This window comes from Pseudomonas sp. WAC2 (assembly GCF_030403525.1).
In the GTDB taxonomy this organism is placed as follows: Bacteria; Pseudomonadota; Gammaproteobacteria; order Pseudomonadales; family Pseudomonadaceae; genus Chryseomonas; species Chryseomonas luteola.
Map to the genome: position 1 here is coordinate 81,981 of NZ_JAUEPD010000010.1, position 19,010 is coordinate 100,990.

General features: G+C 55.1%; 18 protein-coding genes. 10 read left to right on the plus strand and 8 right to left on the minus strand.

The genetic code is table 11. The features are described 5' to 3' along the window. The first annotated feature begins 159 nt into the window (after positions 1–159). Positions 160–816, plus strand: a complete 657-nt coding sequence (locus QWJ10_RS19855; RefSeq protein WP_354669635.1) for an alpha/beta fold hydrolase — start codon at positions 160–162, stop codon at positions 814–816. Positions 817–854: 38 nt separating this feature from the next. On the opposite strand, the gene acnA is transcribed toward QWJ10_RS19855, so the two are convergent. Continuing rightward, positions 855–3,593, minus strand: a complete 2,739-nt coding sequence (acnA, locus tag QWJ10_RS19860; RefSeq protein ID WP_197873470.1) for an aconitate hydratase AcnA — start codon at positions 3,591–3,593, stop codon at positions 855–857. A 342-nt stretch (positions 3,594–3,935) separates the two neighbouring features. Between acnA and rlmM the strand changes: the two genes are divergently transcribed. Next, positions 3,936–4,991, plus strand: a complete 1,056-nt coding sequence (gene rlmM, locus QWJ10_RS19865; RefSeq protein ID WP_289929285.1) for a 23S rRNA (cytidine(2498)-2'-O)-methyltransferase RlmM — start codon at positions 3,936–3,938, stop codon at positions 4,989–4,991. Between the two features lie 86 nt (positions 4,992–5,077). Next, positions 5,078–5,317 carry a sulfurtransferase TusA gene (gene tusA, locus QWJ10_RS19870; RefSeq protein WP_019365227.1) on the plus strand — a complete coding sequence of 80 codons (240 nt, stop codon included), beginning with the start codon at positions 5,078–5,080 and terminating at the stop codon, positions 5,315–5,317. 1 nt (position 5,318) lies between these two features. Here tusA and QWJ10_RS19875 read toward each other — a convergent pair whose 3' ends face one another. Further along, complete coding sequence (locus tag QWJ10_RS19875; RefSeq protein WP_019365226.1) at positions 5,319–6,761, minus strand: MATE family efflux transporter; 1,443 nt, start codon at positions 6,759–6,761, stop codon at positions 5,319–5,321. A gap of 50 nt (positions 6,762–6,811) precedes the next feature. Between QWJ10_RS19875 and pdxB the strand changes: the two genes are divergently transcribed. After that, positions 6,812–7,951, plus strand: coding sequence for a 4-phosphoerythronate dehydrogenase PdxB (pdxB, locus tag QWJ10_RS19880; protein WP_289929287.1), 1,140 nt, complete (start codon positions 6,812–6,814; stop codon positions 7,949–7,951). On the opposite strand, the gene QWJ10_RS19885 is transcribed toward pdxB, so the two are convergent. The 3 genes from QWJ10_RS19885 to QWJ10_RS19895 form a co-directional block, all read right to left on the minus strand. Beyond that, on the minus strand, positions 7,952–8,119 hold the full coding sequence (locus QWJ10_RS19885; protein ID WP_019365224.1) for a PA1571 family protein: 168 nt from the start codon (positions 8,117–8,119) through the stop codon (positions 7,952–7,954). A 117-nt stretch (positions 8,120–8,236) separates the two neighbouring features. Beyond that, positions 8,237–8,518, minus strand: a complete 282-nt coding sequence (locus tag QWJ10_RS19890; RefSeq protein WP_150347121.1) for a pyrimidine/purine nucleoside phosphorylase — start codon at positions 8,516–8,518, stop codon at positions 8,237–8,239. A 70-nt stretch (positions 8,519–8,588) separates the two neighbouring features. Next, positions 8,589–9,128 (minus strand): exonuclease domain-containing protein, encoded by a 540-nt coding sequence (locus tag QWJ10_RS19895; RefSeq protein ID WP_289929299.1) that lies wholly within the window; start codon positions 9,126–9,128, stop codon positions 8,589–8,591. 285 nt (positions 9,129–9,413) lie between these two features. On the opposite strand from QWJ10_RS19895, the gene QWJ10_RS19900 reads away from it, so the two are divergent. Together QWJ10_RS19900 and QWJ10_RS19905 are read left to right on the plus strand one after the other, a co-directional pair. After that, entirely contained in the window at positions 9,414–9,668 is a 255-nt protein-coding gene (locus QWJ10_RS19900; RefSeq protein ID WP_122042274.1) for a YkgJ family cysteine cluster protein, read from the plus strand. A gap of 51 nt (positions 9,669–9,719) precedes the next feature. Then, entirely contained in the window at positions 9,720–10,328 is a 609-nt protein-coding gene (locus QWJ10_RS19905) for an START domain-containing protein (protein WP_289929301.1), read from the plus strand. A gap of 53 nt (positions 10,329–10,381) precedes the next feature. On the opposite strand, the gene acnB is transcribed toward QWJ10_RS19905, so the two are convergent. Then, complete coding sequence (acnB, locus tag QWJ10_RS19910) at positions 10,382–12,985, minus strand: bifunctional aconitate hydratase 2/2-methylisocitrate dehydratase (RefSeq protein ID WP_289929303.1); 2,604 nt, start codon at positions 12,983–12,985, stop codon at positions 10,382–10,384. Positions 12,986–13,379: 394 nt separating this feature from the next. Between acnB and QWJ10_RS19915 the strand changes: the two genes are divergently transcribed. Beyond that, entirely contained in the window at positions 13,380–13,856 is a 477-nt protein-coding gene (locus tag QWJ10_RS19915) for a DUF1289 domain-containing protein (RefSeq protein ID WP_019365221.1), read from the plus strand. 112 nt (positions 13,857–13,968) lie between these two features. Beyond that, positions 13,969–14,577, plus strand: a complete 609-nt coding sequence (gene miaE, locus QWJ10_RS19920) for a tRNA isopentenyl-2-thiomethyl-A-37 hydroxylase MiaE (RefSeq protein WP_289929305.1) — start codon at positions 13,969–13,971, stop codon at positions 14,575–14,577. 24 nt (positions 14,578–14,601) lie between these two features. Here the strand turns inward: miaE and QWJ10_RS19925 are convergent, their stop codons facing one another. Together QWJ10_RS19925 and QWJ10_RS19930 are read right to left on the minus strand one after the other, a co-directional pair. Next, complete coding sequence (locus QWJ10_RS19925) at positions 14,602–15,324, minus strand: UDP-2,3-diacylglucosamine diphosphatase (RefSeq protein ID WP_289929307.1); 723 nt, start codon at positions 15,322–15,324, stop codon at positions 14,602–14,604. Next, positions 15,321–15,815 (minus strand): peptidylprolyl isomerase, encoded by a 495-nt coding sequence (locus tag QWJ10_RS19930; protein ID WP_188867582.1) that lies wholly within the window; start codon positions 15,813–15,815, stop codon positions 15,321–15,323. The genes QWJ10_RS19925 and QWJ10_RS19930 overlap by 4 nt, the downstream gene beginning before the upstream one ends. A gap of 119 nt (positions 15,816–15,934) precedes the next feature. Between QWJ10_RS19930 and QWJ10_RS19935 the strand changes: the two genes are divergently transcribed. After that, complete coding sequence (locus tag QWJ10_RS19935; protein ID WP_289929317.1) at positions 15,935–17,605, plus strand: glutamine--tRNA ligase/YqeY domain fusion protein; 1,671 nt, start codon at positions 15,935–15,937, stop codon at positions 17,603–17,605. Further along, positions 17,605–18,990, plus strand: a complete 1,386-nt coding sequence (gene cysS, locus QWJ10_RS19940; protein ID WP_289929320.1) for a cysteine--tRNA ligase — start codon at positions 17,605–17,607, stop codon at positions 18,988–18,990. The genes QWJ10_RS19935 and cysS overlap by 1 nt, the downstream gene beginning before the upstream one ends. The last annotated feature ends 20 nt before the right edge of the window (positions 18,991–19,010 follow it).

Here is a 19,010-nt window from a genome sequence, read left to right on the forward strand (position 1 = left end):
CAAAGTCTAGAAGCAAGTAGGTAGTGGCATCTTGACCTACATCAATAGCGACAACGTGAAGGCTAGAGAGGCGATAAAAGGTACGATGGATTCTGTTGAGCTAATTTTGTATGTAATACCAGCCCCATTAAGGTGTTATTAGATTCGCTAGGAGGATTCGTGCAAGACAACCAAGCCAATCAAAAGGAGGTTTCGCTTCTTTGGAGCAGGTGTGATCAAAAAATGGGCACGCTTGTTCTGGCTCATGGAGCAGGGGCTTCCATGGACAGTCCGTTCATGGATCAAATGACCAGGGCGCTGGTAGCCCAGCGTATCGAAGTAGTACGGTTTGAATTTCCTTATATGGCTGAGCGACGAATCTCAGGAAAGAAAAGACCTCCTTCTCCTAAGGCGCAGTTGCTTGCTACCTGGAAGCAGGTCATTGATCTGGTCAGGCAAACAACCCCAGGACCGCTTGCCATTGGCGGCAAATCAATGGGAGGCCGAATGGCCAGCCTGGTCGCTGATGAGGAGCGGGTCAGCGCATTGGTATGCCTTGGGTATCCATTCTATGCGGCAGGCCGCCCGGAAAAGCCGCGGGTCGACCATCTCGTTGATTTGCAAACGCCTACGTTGATCATCCAGGGCGAGCGTGATGCTCTGGGAGATCGGGAGACGGTTGAGCATTACACACTGTCTGACCAGGTCCGAATCGAGTGGGTACCGACAGCCAACCATGACCTTAAGCCACTCAAACGCTCAGGCTTGAGTCATTCACAAAGCATTGAGAAGAGTGCGTTATCGGTAGTGCGCTTTTTGGCCGCCCATTGGGCATAAAAAAGCCCGCACTGCGGCGGGCTTGTTTGTGGGAGCGCTTACATCAGGCTGCGCAATACATAGTGCAGAATGCCACCCGCCTTGAAGTATTCCACTTCGTTGAGGGTATCGATTCGGCAGAGAAGCTCTACCGTTTCCATGCTGCCATCTTCACGAGTGATTTCCATGGTCAGTGGCATACGTGGCCGCAGTTCGACGCCATCCAGTCCGAAAATGCTGATTTTCTCCTTACCGGTTAGACCTAGCGACTTGCGATCCACTCCGTTCTGGAACTGAAGCGGAAGGACGCCCATGCCTACCAGGTTGGAGCGGTGGATACGCTCGAAGCTTTCGGTAATCACTGCCTTGACACCGAGCAGGTTGGTTCCCTTGGCTGCCCAGTCACGGGATGAACCTGTGCCATATTCCTTGCCTGCAATAATGACCAGTGGAGTGCTATCTATCTGATACCGCATGGCAGCGTCATAGATGGCCATTTTCTCGCCGGTTGGAACATGCAGCGTATTGCCACCTTCCTCGCCACCCAGCATTTCGTTACGGATACGAATGTTAGCAAAAGTGCCGCGCATCATGACTTCATGGTTGCCACGGCGGGAGCCGTACGAGTTGAAGTCTTCATAGGCAACACCATGTTCGGTAAGGTAGCGGCCCGCCGGGCTATCCTTTTTGATGTTACCAGCTGGGGAGATATGGTCTGTTGTGACTGAGTCGCCCAGTAAAGCGAGAATTCGCGCATCATGAATATCTGATACACGAGGCGGGTTGCCGCCAATGTTCTCGAAGAAGGGAGGATTCTGGATATAGGTCGAATCGTTTCTCCAGGTATAAGTTTTGGAAGCTGGAACCTGAATAGCCTTCCAATTCTCATCGCCCTCGAAGACCGCTGCGTATTCCTTGCGGAACATCGCCGAGTTGACTTTCTCGATGGCGTCAGCCACTTCCTGTTGGGTGGGCCAGATATCCTTCAGATAGACCGGCTGGCCGTTCTTGTCTGTACCCAAAGGATCTTTAGACAGATCAACCTTGACGCTGCCTGCCAAGGCATAAGCGACCACCAATGGTGGTGAAGCCAGCCAGTTCGTTTTGACAAAGGGATGTACGCGGCCTTCGAAGTTGCGGTTGCCCGAGAGCACTGATGCCACGGTCAGATCGCCTTCCTGAATCGCTTTTTCAATCGGTTCGAGCAGCGGCCCGGAATTGCCGATGCAGGTGGTGCAACCGTATCCCACAAGGTTAAAGCCCAACTTGTCTAGCGAAGTCATAAGGCCAGCAGCCTTATAGTATTCGGTTACGACCTTGGAACCAGGCGCCAATGAACTCTTGACCCAGGGTTTGCGCTCCAGCCCTTTTTCAACGGCTTTTTTCGCCAGTAGACCGGCAGCCATCATGACGCTGGGGTTGGAGGTGTTGGTGCAGGAGGTAATGGCGGCAATTACAACTGCGCCGTTTTGTAAGCGGTGTTTCTGGCCATCAAGCTCATACTCAATGCCGTCCGCCTTGGGTTCGCCTTTAACCGAGTCGTCCAGCCCACCGGGTGTAACGGGATGTCCATTACCCTTAGGCGCAGTAGGCTTGAGTTGCAGACTCATGAATTGATCAAATGCTTCGCTGACCTTGGATAGCGAAACACGATCCTGCGGACGCTTGGGGCCTGCCAGGCTGGATTCGACATCGCCCAAGTCCAGATGCAGGGTGTCGGTAAAGCTTGGTTCGTCACCGGCCTCACGCCACATACCCTGAGCTTTGGCGTAGGCCTCAACCAGCTTGACTGTTTCTTCGGGGCGGCCCGAGAAGCGCAGAAAGTCCACAGTGACCTGGTCAACCGGGAAGAAGCCGCAAGTGGCGCCGTATTCCGGAGCCATGTTGCCGATGGTAGCGCGGTCCGCCAGTGGCAAATCAGCCAATCCGTCTCCATAGAACTCAACGAACTTACCCACTACGCCTTTCTTGCGCAGCATCTGGGTTACGGTCAGCACCAGGTCAGTAGCGGTAATGCCTTCGCGCAGCTTGCCTGTAAGCTTGAAGCCAATGACCTCAGGTATGAGCATGGATACCGGCTGGCCCAGCATGGCGGCCTCAGCCTCAATGCCGCCTACGCCCCAGCCTAGTACACCCAGGCCGTTGATCATCGTCGTATGCGAGTCGGTGCCTACCAGGGTATCCGGGAAAGCGTAAGTCTCGCCGTTTTCTTCGCGAGTCCAAACTGTACGGCCCAGGTATTCAAGGTTCACCTGGTGACAGATGCCGGTGCCCGGTGGCACTACGCTGAAGTTGTCGAAAGCTTGTTGACCCCAACGCAAGAATTCGTAACGTTCACCGTTGCGCTGCATTTCAATGGCTACGTTTTCCTCATAGGCATGTTCGGAGGCGTAACGGTCGACCATCACCGAGTGGTCAATCACCAGATCGACAGGGGAGAGGGGATTGATTTTTTCAGGATCACCTCCTGCCTTGGCCATGGCATCACGCATGGCTGCCAAGTCCACAACTGCGGGTACCCCGGTAAAGTCCTGCATCAGAACGCGCGCCGGACGGTATTGAATCTCGCGGTCGGAGGTGCGTTCCTTGAGCCAGTCAACCAGTGCCTGCAGGTCTTCACGGTAAACGGTTTTATTGTCTTCCCAGCGCAGCAGATTTTCGAGCAGGACCTTTAGCGATACAGGCAAGCGCGAAATATCACCCAGGCTCTTGGCGGCTTCGGGAAGGCTATAGTAGTGATACGTACGGCCATCGACCTCTAGGGTACGACGACATTTCAGACTATCCAGTGCAGGCATGACGATGAATCTCCTCTCGGCTTGGGACGGCACGACGGTTCGGCCTTGTGCAAGACGACGTGGCCTTCGCTAATCCCGGCTCAGGCCCACTCCGAGGAAATACCGAAAAGCCTGCCAACACTGCCTCTCGGCACGAAGATTCTGGGCCGAGCATCAATGGGGCCTGATCGGTATCAACAGCGGCGGACATCCGGCGCCAGCCTGTCGACCAAGCGTCGTCTTGCGCTTGTTCTCCAATACTGGACCGATTGACGGCTTTTACGTTCCCTGTTCCGCTCAATCCGGCTGGCTCGGGTATAGTGCGCGGCTTATTGCAAGGCGCATCACAGGGCTGGAGTTTTGATGAATACATTGTTGTTACATTGCCGACCTGGTTTTGAAGGCGAGGTGTGTGCCGAGCTTAGCGATCTGGCTGCACAGCTGGAAATTTCAGGCTACGCGCGGGGCAAGCCAGCCAGCGCCTTTGCCGAGTTCATTTGCAGTGAGGCAGAGGGAGCGGATCGCCTCATGAAGCGCCTGCGCTTTGCCGACCTGATCTTTCCGCGCCAATGGGCGCGAGGCGAAGGCTTTGTCACGTTACCTGAGCAGGACCGTGTAGGGGCCATCCTGCAGGAGCTACAGAGCTATCCGGTCTGCGGGAGCCTGTGGTTCGAGGTGCTGGATACCAATGACGGCAAAGCGCTGTCGACATTCTGCAAGAAATTCGAAAAGCCTCTGAGGGCTGCATTGACCAAGGCCGGCCGTCTGAACGAAGACCCTGCCTTGCCACGGCTGCAATTGACCTTTCGAACAGGAACGGATGTGTTCATTGGCGTGGCCGAGCCGCGTAACGCTGCGTTCTGGCCGATGGGTATACCCCGACTCAAGTTTCCCCGTGAAGCGCCCAGCCGCTCTACGCTTAAACTGGAAGAGGCCTGGCATCAGTTTATTCCTCGTGCGCAGTGGGATGAGCGCCTTGCCTCGGGTATGCACGCCGTAGACCTAGGGGCAGCACCTGGAGGCTGGACATGGCAACTGGTCAACCGGGATATGCTCGTGACCGCCGTGGATAACGGGCCGATGGCAGAGTCCCTGATGGAGTCAGGCCTTATCGAGCACCTGCAGGTCGATGGCTATGCCTTTCGTCCACGTAAGGAAGTCGACTGGATGGTATGCGATATCGTTGAGAAGCCGGCTCGTACGGCCGCGCTCATGGAAAACTGGATCGGCGAGCGCTGGTGCAAGGAGGCAGTCGTAAATCTGAAGCTGCCAATGAAGCAGCGCTATGCTGAAGTCAGGCGCATTCTGGATCGATTGAAAAGCTATTTTGGTAGTAAGGGAATGTCAGTTTCCGTTGCCTGCAAACAGCTCTACCACGATCGCGAAGAGGTCACCTGTCACCTCCGTCGCTTGAAATAACCAAAGCAGAACATTTACGGCTCGAAACGTACTGATGCAGCCAGTGCCTATGTCAAAGGCGCGGCTGCTACCGAATGGAGAAAAGCATGACTCTTACCGTTGACGCGACACTTGACGCCAGCGGGCTGAATTGCCCTGAACCTGTCATGATGCTGCACAACAAGGTGCGAGACCTGGCAGGTGGTAGCCTGCTCAAGGTCATTGCAACTGATCCCTCTACGCAGCGGGACATCCCCAAATTCTGCATGTTTCTAGGACATGAGCTGGTGCAGAAGGAGGAAGAGGGCGGAAAGTACCTTTATTGGATACGCAAGAAAGTCGAATAACCTAGTGGGCTGCATTTCGTATCCGGCGGCGTGCGCTACGTGCAAGGCGTATGGCAAGCAATACCGCTGCACAGGTAAGCCCCACCACCAGACCTTGCCAAAGGCCCGCCGGTCCGCGGGCCTGCCCAATCCAATCGGTCAGGCCTAGTACATAACCTACTGGCAGACCGATACCCCAATAGGCGAGCAGTGTGATCACCATTGTGGCCCGTGTATCCTGATACCCCCTGAGTCCCCCGGCCGCTGTCACCTGTACCGCATCTGAAAACTGGAAGAGAGCGGCAAATACAATCAGCGACGCCGCCAGGCTCACCACAGCCGGGTCCTGTGTATAAAGCGTTGCGATCGGTGCGCGGAAAAGCAGCATGATACTGGCAGAAATACAGGCCCAGGATAGGCCAACGGCCACTCCCGTGCCTGCCGAAAACCGCGCTTGCCGAGGCTCGCCGCGTCCCAGGGACTGTCCAACCCGTACAGTGATGGCCATGCCGATCGACAAGGGGATCATGAAGGTGAGTGAGGCAAAGTTGAGAGCAATCTGGTGGCCTGCTACCACCGTTGCGCCTAGCTCTCCGATCAACAGGGCAATGACCGAGAAGATGCTGGACTCCGCAAATACCGCGATTCCAATAGGCGCACCCACAGAGAGCAGGCGACGAATCACTGGCCATTGGGGAGCGTCGAAGCGGCTGAAGATACCGCATGCCTGGTAGATCTTGGCGCGTCGCACCCAGGCGAACATGCCTAGGAACATCAACCACATCGCCACGCCACTGGCAAATCCGCAACCTGGACCGCCCATCGCTGGCAAGCCAAGGCGACCATGGATGAACAGATCATTTAGCGGAACGTTGAGTGTCAGGCCAACCAGACCAATGATCATGCTGGGCCGGGTGCGTCCAAGCCCGTCGCTGAAGCAGCGCAGCACGTAATACAGTGCAACCGCGGGGATACCCATGGCGATGCCATGCAGATAGGTCATGGTTGGCTGAATCAGCTCCGGACTGACATGCATGGCAATCAGTAAAGGCTTCGCTGAGCATAAAAGAGCGCTGGCTATCAATCCGATGACCACGGCCAACCAGAGCGCCTGTCGAACAAGCGGACCAATCTTCTCCGGTTGCCTGGCGCCATGATGCTGCGCCACGTTTGGCGTAGTGGCCAGCAGCGTTCCGGTCATCAGAAGAAAGACCGGCACCCAGACGGAATTGCCTAGCGCAACGGCTGCCAAGTCCAACGGACCGACACGCCCGGCCATGACGGCATCGACGAACCCCATGGCAGAGTGCGACAACTGCGCAATGATAATAGGCGCTGCCAGGGCGAGCAGGGCCGTTAGCTCATGACGGATCCGCTGCCGCCGGGTAGGTCTTGTGTCCACGAGATTATCAGGTGAGGGAAAGTTGGTCAGTGTACGACGCTTTTCGGATGCCGAGAAATCCATCACATGTCTTGGGCCTGATAAAATGTATGTCTCGCTGATTGGAGTTCAAGATGCGCATCCTCGCAGATGAAAATATCCCCCTTCTGGATGAATTTTTTGGTGCCTTTGGATCGATCAGGCGAATGCCAGGCCGCGCCATGGATAGGGCTGCCGTGGGCGAGGCGGATGTTCTCATCGTACGGTCCATAACACCGGTAACTCGGGCATTGCTGGAAGGCTCACCGGTCCGTTTCGTGGGGACGTGCACCATCGGTACGGACCATCTGGACATTGATTATCTGGAATCGGCTGGCATTGCCTGGAGCAGTGCGCCGGGGTGCAATGCACGCGGCGTTATCGATTACGTTCTGGGTGCGCTTCTTGCCTTGAGCGACGCCCGCGGAGTCTCGCTGAGTGAGCGCGCCTATGGGATTGTAGGCGCCGGACAGGTTGGTGGCCGACTGGTGGAGGTGCTGAAAGGGTTGAACTTGAATGTGCTGGTGTGTGACCCACCACGTGCGCTATCCGCACCCGATGATTTTGTCTCGCTTGAAACCGTGATGGAGAAATGTGATGTCATTTCCCTGCACGCACCGCTGGTACGTTCCGGGCCTGACGCGACGTATCATCTTTTTGATGCTGAGCGCCTGGCTGGGTTGAAGGCTGGAACATGGCTGATCAATGCATGCCGCGGAGAAGTTATCGACAACAAGGCACTTCGTGAATGCTTGGTTGAAGGTGCCGACCTGGAAGTTGTTCTGGATGTATGGGAGGGCGAGCCTGAGGTCGATATCGAACTGGCCAAGCGATGCCGCCTGGCTACACCTCATATCGCTGGCCATAGTCTTGAAGGCAAGTGGCGCGGTACTGCAATGATTTACGCTGCCTTTTGCGCCTGGCAGGAACAGAGGCCAGAAAAAGCCTTGGAGGACTTTCTACCTGAACAGTGGCTATCGAAGATCGAGCTTTCGGCCAGTGCTACGCCTGAACAGGCACTGAGACTTTTGTGTCGGGCCGTTTATGATCCGCGCAATGATGACGCCGCCTTTCGATTATCACTCAAAGGTGATACTCAAGCGCGGCGTAAGGGTTTTGATCAGCTTAGAAAGCATTATCCCCAACGTCGGGAAATTACCGGACTTCGCGTTTATACAGATACAAGCCTGGCAACTTCCCGGATCGTAGAGGCGCTAGGCGCTACACGTCTGTGATTACTCAGGGTGCGTAGGCGTCTTGAGAGAGTCGTCTGGCTCACGACATGCCTTTTGAATCATGGCCTCGGTAATCGGGATCTCGCGACCCTTTTCATCGATGAGGGCGCCACCCAGGCGTTGAGCATGATCGGAGGTTGTGTGCTGAGAAGTGTTCTGAACGGTCATTTCAGTCTCCTTTGCCATATAAGTCCAACCTAGCCAAGGCAGGTTAAGAAGATATGACAACCTAGAGCGTCCAAAAGTGCGACAAGGGTGCATAGCGAACGCTATGCACCCGGCCTGTCAGTGATATTCGCAGAGATAAGCCGTTTCCACGCTGACTTTGAGCTGGAATTTGCTGTTGGCCGGAACGGTGAATTTCTGGCCTGCCTCAAAAGTTTCCCAAGCATCACTGCCAGGTAATTTGACCGTCAGGGCACCTGCTACCACGCTCATGATTTCCAATTGGCTCGTTCCGAATTCGTATTCCCCTGGCGCCATGACGCCAATGGTGGCTGGCTTACTGCTCAGATTGAAGGCGATGGATTTAACGGTGCCGTCAAAATATTCGTTAACCTTGAACATGGCTTTCCTTAGGATTGTTTTAAACGTCAAGCCAGTATGCCGAAACCTTTACGCTGCCGCCACTAAGCCATTAGTGCACGGTTATGGGCAATAGTCTTGCCGTGTTACGCGCGTCCTCCAAGGCCCTGTGCGGCTGACCATGAAAGCAGTATCCGGCAAGGCTCAGGGCCGAGCCTAGGCTGACAGGGCGGGGCAGTTGCCTGGACTTCGCAAAGCGCTGCTTGAGATTCATGTGCGGAGTGCGTGCCAGGAGTGTGCTGATTCTGTGCTCACGCCAATCACGCTGTAGTTGACGGCGATCATAGTCACCCCAGCTGCACCAGCCCGCCAAATGCGCTTCATGGCTACTCAGCCATTGCTCAAAGTGTTGCCAGACCGTGTATAAAGGCGCTGCGCTGTCTACATCGTCTTGGGTGATGTGCGTAAGCGATTTGCAGAACGCGGTCAGCAGAGGTCGATGCAGGGGCTTTACATAGCTCTGGAAGTGATCAAGCTCTTGTCCGGTGCTATCGATCAACACGGCGCCGATCTCGATGATCTCCATCTCCTCGACAGGCCATCCGCCTTCATCAGTGGTCGCTTCCAGATCGATGACCAGCCAACGCTTCATCGTGCCTCCAAAGAGCTTCTTGTAAGTAAGAGGACAAGGCATCCTGGTAACGGACCGGCGCCCACAGGCAGAGACCTGTATCAAGATAGGCAAGTTTCAGGCTTAAACACAGAGCTACGCACATTTTGAGGCTCTTCTGACGAAGGGTGTGACTGAATCCATGCCGGTGCCGACTATTAAGTTGGACGCCAGGTATCAGCTGCTTGGACAAACGTTTGAGTGACGCTTGGCGTTGGGGCCAATCCCCCTTATGCTTTTTGTATCTATTACTCAGGTCTATACGTTATGGAATGCCGTGCCGGCTGCGGTGCATGTTGCATTGCGCCTTCTATTTCCACGCCATTGCCTGCGATGCCACAGGGCAAGCCTGCAGGTGTGCGATGTGCACATCTAAGCGAAACCGATTTATGTGAGTTGTTCGGAAAGCCGGAACGACCGCCGGTGTGCAGCGCCTTTTCGGCAGAGCCTTTTGTCTGTGGTGAAAGCCGTGACGAGGCACTTATGCTGATAGCGTATCTGGAAGATGTGACTGCCGCCTGATTCAACCCCACCATACACGCTTTATGCTCATAACAAGAAAAGGAAGGTTCAATGCGTACTTTTTTTAAAACAACTGTTTTAACGGCTCTGTTCGCGACGTTGTGTTCTGGCGCCTACGCCGAGGAATGGAAACTTGCAAAGGATGAAGATGGGGTAAAGGTCTACACCCGTAGCGTGGAGGGGTCTAAATACAAGGCCTACCGTGGGGTTGTTACGATTAAGGCTACTCCTGAGCGTATCGAGCAACTTCAGGAGGATACCGCCAGCTCCTGCAAGTGGCTCTATCGTTGCCAGCAGCTCAAGGTGCTCAGGCAGCAGGGGCAGGACACCTGGACCTATATGCGCATTGAAATGCCCTGGCCGGTCACGGCGCGTGATGTGGTGCTACATATCACAACGGAGCAAGCCGGCAATGGAGGTTTCGTTCGTCATTTAAAAGGGGAGCCCACTTACACACCTCCTGCAGACGGCTACGTGCGAGTCAGCAGTTTCGACGGTAAATGGCAGGTGCTGCCAAAGGCGACAGGATCTGTGGAGGTGACGTACGAAGCCCAAAGCGAACCGGGCGGAAGCATACCGTCTTGGTTGGCTAATAGCTTTGTCGTTGATGCGCCGTTCAACACCTTGCAAGGTCTTCGTAAGGCGGCGGAGAGCCGTTAACCCAAATAAAAACGCCCCGGGTTAGCCGGGGCGCTTTTTATCTACCAATCAGATCAAGCGATCTCAACCGCATCGATCTTAGCCTTGGCTGCGCTTTCGCGGAACTCGGCAATCTGATCGAAGCTCAGGTAGCGGTAGACATCCGACGCCATGCTGTCGATGTCCTTGGCGTACTGCATATACTCTTCTGTCGACGGGAGCTTGCCCAGGATGGAGGCAACGGCCGCCAGCTCCGCAGAGGCTAGGTACACATTGGCACCATCGCCCAGACGGTTCGGGAAGTTACGAGTCGACGTCGAGACTACAGTCGAGTTGGAGGCCACACGTGCCTGGTTACCCATGCACAGTGAGCAGCCTGGCATCTCCATGCGAGCGCCAGCCTTGCCATAGATGCCGTAATAGCCTTCCTCGGTCAGCTGATGCTGGTCCATCTTGGTTGGCGGGGACAGCCACAGGCGGGTCGGAATGGCGCCCTTGACCTTGTCGAGCAGCTTGCCAGCCGCGCGGAAGTGGCCGATGTTGGTCATGCAGGAGCCGATGAAGACTTCATCGATCTTGTCGCCAGCCACTTGAGACAACAGGCGAGCATCGTCCGGGTCGTTTGGCGCGCACAGGATCGGCTCGGTCACTTCAGCCAGATCGATTTCGATGACTTCGGTGTACTCGGCATCGGCATCAGCTTCCATCAGCTCTGGATTGGCCAGCCAGGCTTCCATCGCCTGAGCACGGCGCTCCAGCGTACGGGCATCACCGTAGCCTTCGCTGATCATCCAGCGCAGCAGCGTGATGTTGGACTGCAGATACTCAGCAATGGATTCCTTCGACAGCTTGATGGTGCAGCCAGCAGCGGAACGCTCGGCCGAGGCATCGGACAGCTCGAAGGCTTGCTCGACGGTCAGATCCGGCAGGCCTTCGATCTCGAGGATGCGGCCAGAGAAGATGTTTTTCTTGCCTTTCTTCTCGACGGTCAGCAGACCTTTCTGGATCGCATAGTAGGGGATGGCATGCACGAGATCACGTAGCGTGATTCCCGGCTGCATCTTGCCTTTGAAGCGAACCAGTACCGACTCGGGCATATCCAGCGGCATAACGCCTGTTGCAGCGGCGAACGCTACCAGGCCGGAACCTGCTGGGAAGGAGATGCCAATCGGGAAGCGGGTGTGGGAGTCGCCGCCAGTGCCAACGGTATCCGGCAGCAGCATGCGGTTCAGCCAGCTGTGGATGATGCCATCGCCCGGACGTAGAGAAACACCGCCACGGGTACGGATGAAATCCGGCAGGGTGTGGTGAGTCTTGACATCGATTGGCTTGGGATAGGCGGCTGTGTGGCAGAAGGACTGCATCACGAGGTCAGCGGAAAAGCCCAGGCATGCCAGGTCTTTCAGCTCGTCGCGAGTCATCGGGCCGGTCGTATCCTGGGAGCCGACAGTAGTCATCTTCGGCTCGCAGTAGGTGCCCGGACGAACGCCGGCCACGCCACAGGCCTTGCCAACCATCTTCTGAGCCAGGGTATAACCCTTGCCGGTATCAACAGGCTGCTCGGGCTTCTTGAACAGGTCGGAGTGTTCCAGGCCGAGTTCGGCGCGAGCTTTTTCAGTCAAGCCACGGCCCACGATCAGCGGAATACGACCACCCGCACGAACTTCGTCCAGCAGAACCGGGGTTTTCAGCTCAAACGTCGCAACCACATCGTCGCTACCGTGACGGGTCACTTTGCCTGCATAGGGATAGACGTCGATCACGTCGCCCATTTCCAGCGCGGAAACGTCGAACTCGATTGGCAGAGCGCCCGCATCTTCCATGGTGTTATAGAAGATCGGAGCAATCTTGCTGCCAAAGCAGAAGCCGCCAGCGCGCTTGTTTGGAACGTAGGGGATGTCGTCACCGAAGAACCACAGTACTGAGTTGGTAGCGGATTTGCGGGAAGAACCCGTACCTACCACGTCACCCACATAGGCAACCGGGAAGCCTTTGGCGCGAACTTCTTCGATCTGCTTCAACGGGCCGATGCTGCCTTGCTGCTCCGGTACGATACCGTCACGGGCCATTTTCAGCATGGCCAGGGCGTGCAGCGGGATGTCGGGACGCGACCAGGCGTCAGGCGCAGGGGAGAGATCGTCAGTGTTGGTTTCGCCGGGTACCTTGAAAACGGTCAGGGTGACCTTTTCCGGAACAGCCGGGCGAGCCTTGAACCATTCACCGTCTGCCCAGGATTGCAGAACGGACTGAGCGTTGGCATTGCCTGCCTTGGCTTTTTCGGCGACATCATGGAAGGCATCGAACATCAGAAGCGTATGCTTGAGTTGTCCGGCGGCTATGGTGCCAAGCTCGGCGTCATCCAGCAGTTCGACCAGCGTGGCGATGTTATAGCCACCCTGCATGGTTCCCAGAAGCTCGACCGCGCGCTGCTTGGAGATCAGCGGGGAGCTGGTTTCGTCTTTGGCGACAGCAGAAAGGAAGCCAGCCTTGACATAGGCGGCTTCGTCAACGCCCGGCGGTACACGATTGGTGATCAGGTCAACGAGAAATTCTTCTTCGCCGGCCGGCGGGTTTTTCAGAAGTTCGACCAAACCTGCAGTCTGTTCGGCGTTAAGCGGCTGGGCAACGATACCCTGCGCGGCACGCTCTTCTACGTGTTTACGATAGGCTTCAAGCACAATATGACCCTCATCAGTGGTCCAGTAATGACGTCCGGGATCTGGCGACCCCATGAGCCCGAATGACGAAATAGCAATCGCTAGCAAGCGGCAGGAGCCAATGCGACGTCATTCAGGCTCCGGTGCGAAGCTGTTTTCAAAGTTTTACGCCAGCGGTATTACACGTGGGCCAGAATGCAGACGTGTGATGAGTACGCTGCACCCTGACCGGGAACCTGCCGGATAATTGTGTTCGTGACGCTTTGAAAACAGCTTCGTATCGGACATGGCGCCCCTTAGGGCGTACGGATTCTACTCCAAGGTTTCGCTAAAGTTAAGCTGAACATGCGACTAAACGACGCTGACCTTGGTTAGACGAAAGGCTAAAATAGGCTTTTGCTTGATCGGAACGACTATGTCCAACCAGCGCATAAAGACGCCCTGCGTCGGACTTTGCTCAACGGTATTCGGTGACCAGGTTTGCCGGGGCTGCAAGCGATTTCATCACGAGATCGTGAACTGGAATGCGTATAACGATGAGGAAAAGCGAGCTGTCTGGGCCCGTCTCGAGGTGCTCCTGACCCAGGTGGTTTCTGCAAAGCTCGAGGTGTTTGATCCGCTACGCCTGAAGGAACAGCTACAGCAACGGAAGATTCGCTTCATTCCTGAGCAGTCCGAATATTGCTGGGCCTATCAGCTGATTTCACGCGGCGCGCGCCATATTCAGCAGGTCGATGCTTATGGCATACATATTTTTCCTGAATTCAGGGAGCGCCCGCTGATGGAGCTGCGTGATGCCATCGACCAAGAGTTTTTCATCCTCTCCGAAGCTCACTATGAACGTTACATTGCGCCACGTTTCCTGCTTGAAGGAATGGACGTTCGAGTCTGACACCGCGCACCGTATAATCACCTCATATTCCAGTGCAATCGCTTCAGGCGGATGTGCTTCCCTTGATTCTGGAACAGATGGTTAGCCGCCTGTTGATTAAAGGATTTGCGTTATGTTGTTGCCCGAAATGGACGAATTCCTGGCCTGTAAAACGCCGGAAGCTTGGGTGGAAGCTGCTTTGCAGGATCTTCCTACCCTCTTGATCGATCATGCCAATAATGAAAAGAAAGCAGCGGGCGCTGCGTTTCATTACCTGTTTACTTACAGCAATAAGCTGGATCTGGTAAACAAGATGTCACGGATCGCTCGTGAGGAGCTACGGCACTTCGAGCAGGTGCTACACATTATGAAAAAGCGGGGCATCGCGCATGAAAACGTTACGTCAGCTCGTTATGCCGGGGCTATGCGCAAGTTATGCCGTAATCATGAGCCCTATCGACTAACGGACTCGCTTGTCGTAGGAGCCTTTATCGAATGCCGCTCATGCGAACGCTTTTCTGCAGTCGCTCCACATCTGGATGAAGAATTGAGCAAGTTCTACAGCGGACTGCTCAAGTCGGAAGCGCGCCATTATCAGGATTATCTGAAGTTGGCATATCTGTATGGTGACGAGCAGGATGTAACCGCCAAGATTCAGGAGATCAGAGCGCTAGAGGCCGAGCTTATTGCCTCGGCGGATACGGAAATGCGCTTTCATAGCGGTGTGCCGCGTGTGGCTTAACCGCAAATTACGCTTCGAGCCGTATCACGCCAGCTCGAAGCGTTCCTGCTCCATGCGGTCACGGGAAATCTTCAGGACCCAGCCGTAACGGTCCCAGTCACCCAATACAATTCGCGTCGCAGCGTTGCCATCAAGCATGAATTGATGTGTGGCAGGACGATGTGTGTGCCCATGAATCAAGGTCTGAGTGCGGGTACGCCGCATGACACCCTCAACCTCTTCAGGTGTAACGTCCACAATATCCATGGCTTTCTGCCGAGTCTGTACCTTGCTCTCGTTACGTAATTTCCTGGCCAGCTCGCGACGCTTCTGTAGAGGAAGATGGCGCAGGATCCACAATGAAACCGGGTTGCGAAGCCAGCGACGTAATCGCATGTAGGCCTCGTCCCGTGTGCACAGACTGTCACCATGCATCAGCAAAAGGCGCTTTCCTTCGGTCTCGATGACGGTCGGGTCAGCCAGCAGCGTACATCCCGCCAGTCGGCAAAAGTCCTTGCCAAGCAGGAAATCGCGGTTGCCATGCATCAAAAAAATGCGTGTGCCACGTTGGGCTAGGGTTTTTAAGGCCTGCGCAATGCCTAGCTGAAATTCGTCCATGGCGTCATCGCCAATCCAGACTTCAAAAAAGTCGCCTAGAATATAGAGCGCTTCGGCGTGAATGGCCTCTGTCTCGAGAAAACGCAAAAACGCCCGGAAAATAGCCGGGCGTTCAGGTTCGAGATGCAGATCAGAGATCAGCAGTATCACTCAACGATCTCGGCACGCTCGATAATGACATCTTCAGCCGGGACATCCTGATGGCCGGCGCGGGATGTAGTCGCTACACCCTTGATGGCATTGACGACATCCATGCCATCAACAACCTGACCAAACACAGCATAACCCCAGCCTTGTGTAGTAGGGGCGGTGTGGTCTAGGAAGGTATTATCGGACACGTTGATAAAGAACTGAGCGGACGCTGAATGCGGATCCATGGTGCGTGCCATGGCAACAGTGCCATTGCGGTTGGAAACGCCATTATTCGCTTCGTTCTTGATCGGTGCGCGAGTGGACTTTTGCTTCATGCCGGGCTCAAAACCGCCGCCCTGGACCATGAAGCCATTGATCACGCGATGAAAGATAGTGCCGTCATAGTGACCGCTCTTTACATACTCTTTGAAGTTGGCTGCTGTTTCAGGAGCCTTATCTTCAAACAGTTCAAGAGTGATGACGCCGTGGTTTGTATGCAATTTGATCATGGAATTTATGTCCGTGGTCAGATAGGAAGTTTGTCAGGGTCTTGACGGGTTCGGCTATGATACGGACTTTGATTTAGTCGGCCTACCCTTAAGCCGAACAACACATTATTAAGGACCCCATGAGCAAGCCAGAAACTCCCGCTACTCCAGCGAATTTTCTTCGTCAGATCGTCCAGGCTGATCTGGATGCCGGCAAGCACACAAAGATTGTGACACGCTTTCCGCCAGAGCCTAACGGTTATCTCCACATTGGCCACGCCAAGTCGATTTGCCTGAACTTCGGGCTGGCTCAAGAGTTTGGCGGCGAGTGCAATCTGCGCTTTGACGATACGAACCCAGCCAAGGAAGATCAGGAGTACATCGATGCCATCAAAAGTGATGTCGAGTGGCTGGGCTTCAAGTGGGCAGGTGAGGAGCGCTATGCCTCTAATTATTTCGATCAGCTCTATGACTGGGCGATACACCTGATCAAGACGGGTAAAGCCTATGTTGATGATCTCACGCCCGAGCAGGCGCGTGAGTATCGTGGCACATTGACCGAGCCGGGCAAGAACAGTCCTTTCCGTGACCGCTCCGTTGAAGAAAACCTGGATCTCTTTGCACGCATGAAGGCGGGCGAGTTCAGGGATGGTGAAAAGGCGCTACGTGCTAAAATCGACATGGCCTCGCCAAACATGAATTTGCGCGATCCGATTTTGTATCGTATCCGCCACGCCCATCATCACCAGACGGGTGACAAGTGGTGCATCTACCCGAGCTATGACTTCACACATGGCCAGTCGGATGCAATCGAGGGAATCACTCACTCTATTTGCACACTCGAATTCGAGGATCATCGTCCGCTGTACGAGTGGTTCCTGGCAAATCTGCCTGTGCCGGCGCAACCGCGTCAGTACGAGTTTGCCCGCCTGAATTTGAACTACACCGTAACCAGTAAGCGTAAGCTGAAGCAGCTGGTTGATGAGCGGCATGTAAGCGGCTGGGATGATCCGCGCATGTCCACGCTGTCTGGTTATCGCCGTCGCGGTTATACACCAGCCTCCATTCGTAATTTCTGCGAGATGGTAGGCGTTGCTCGCTCCAATGGTGTAGTCGATATCGCCATGCTTGAGTTCAGCATCCGGGAAGATCTGGACCGAAATGCGCCTCGGGCCATGTGCGTACTGCGGCCGCTCAAGGTTGTCATCACCAACTATCCTGAGGGCAAAGTGGAGCAGTTGGAGCTGCCACGTCACTCGAAGGAAGACATGGGGATGCGTACGCTACCGTTTACACGTGAGCTCTACATCGACCGCGATGACTTCATGATCGATCCGCCCAAGGGATACAAGCGCCTTGAGCCAAATGGCGAAGTTCGTCTACGGGGAAGTTATGTTGTTCGCGCCGATGAGGTTATCAAGGATGAGGCGGGCAATATCGTCGAACTGCGTTGCTCGTATGATCCTGAAACGCTCGGGAAGAACCCTGAAGGCCGCAAGGTAAAGGGTGTTATTCACTGGGTGCCTGCTGAAGGCAGTGTTGAGTGTGAGGTTCGCCTGTACGATCGTCTGTTCCGTTCGCCGCAGCCTGAGAAAGCGGAAGAGGGGCAGACCTTCCTGGATAACATCAATCCGGAATCGCTGCAGGTGCTGACTGGGTGCCGTGCTGAGCCATCGCTTGCGCAGGCCCAGCCTGAGGACCGTTTTCAGTTCGAGCGTGAAGGATACTTCTGTGTCGATCTGAAAGACTCAAAGCCGGGTGCTCCGGTCTTCAATCGTACCGTCACCTTACGCGACTCCTGGGGGCAATAATGCCACTTGCGATCTACAACACGCTCACCAAGACCAAGGAAACGTTCAAGCCGCTCGAGGGCAATAATATCCGTATGTACGTGTGCGGTATGACAGTCTATGACTTCTGTCATATTGGTCATGCACGTGTGATGGTGGCATTTGACGTCGTGGCTCGATGGCTGCGCAAGTCAGGTTACAACCTGACCTACGTACGCAACATTACAGACATTGACGACAAGATCATTCGCCGTGCGCAGGAAAATGGCGAAACGTTCAAAGACCTGACTGGACGTATGATCGAAGCGATGCGTCAGGATGAGGCCCGCCTGGGTGTTCAGCGTCCAGACGTTGAGCCCTGTGCGACTGATCATATTCCTGGCATGTTCACTATGATCCAAACCTTGATAGACAAAGGTTATGCCTATGCGCCTGGAAACGGAGATGTGTATTACCGCGTAGGACGTTTTGCGGGATACGGCAAACTGTCACGCAAAAAGATTGAAGATCTCCGCATTGGGGCCCGTATTGAGGTGGATGAGTCCAAGGAAGATCCTCTGGACTTTGTCTTGTGGAAGGCCGCCAAGCCGGGTGAGCCCAGCTGGGAGTCACCATGGGGGGCGGGTCGTCCCGGTTGGCATATTGAATGCTCAGTCATGTCTACGTGCTGCCTAGGTGATACGTTTGATATTCACGGCGGTGGCCCTGACCTGGTTTTCCCCCACCACGAGAACGAAATCGCTCAGAGTGAGGCTGCTACGGGAAAAACATATGCGGCATCTTGGATGCATGCGGGGGCTGTGCGGGTAGATGGCGAAAAGATGTCCAAATCCCTGGGCAACTTCTTCACTATTCGCGAAGTGCTGGAGAAATACCACCCGGAAGTCGTTCGTTATCTGCTGGTTTCCAGTCATTACCGCAGCCCGATCAATTACTCTGAAGAAAGCCTCCGTGAAGCACGCGGCGCGCTGGATCGCTTCTATCACGCCTTGAAAGGTCTACCGCAGGCATCGGCTGCTGGCGGGGAGCCCTATGTGGAGCGTTTCGCGGCCGCAATGGATGACGACTTCAACACGCCAGAGGCCTGCGCGGTCCTGTTTGAAATGGTCCGTGAGGTCAATCGTCTGCGAGACCAGGATATTCAAGCTGCCGCTGGCCTTGCCTCTCGACTCAAGCAGATGGCTGAAGTGCTGGGTGTTCTACAGCTGGAGCCGGAGGAGTATCTACGCGCAGGTGCGGAGGGCAAGGTTGATGAAGCGGCCGTAGAGCGCCTGATTCAGGCACGTCTGGATGCGCGAGCAGCAAAGAACTGGGCGGAGTCGGATCGTATTCGCGATGAGCTGACAGCCATGGGTGTCGTGCTTGAGGATGGTAAAGGTGGAACGACGTGGCGTTTGGCCAACTGAGTTCACCTGATATAAAAAAG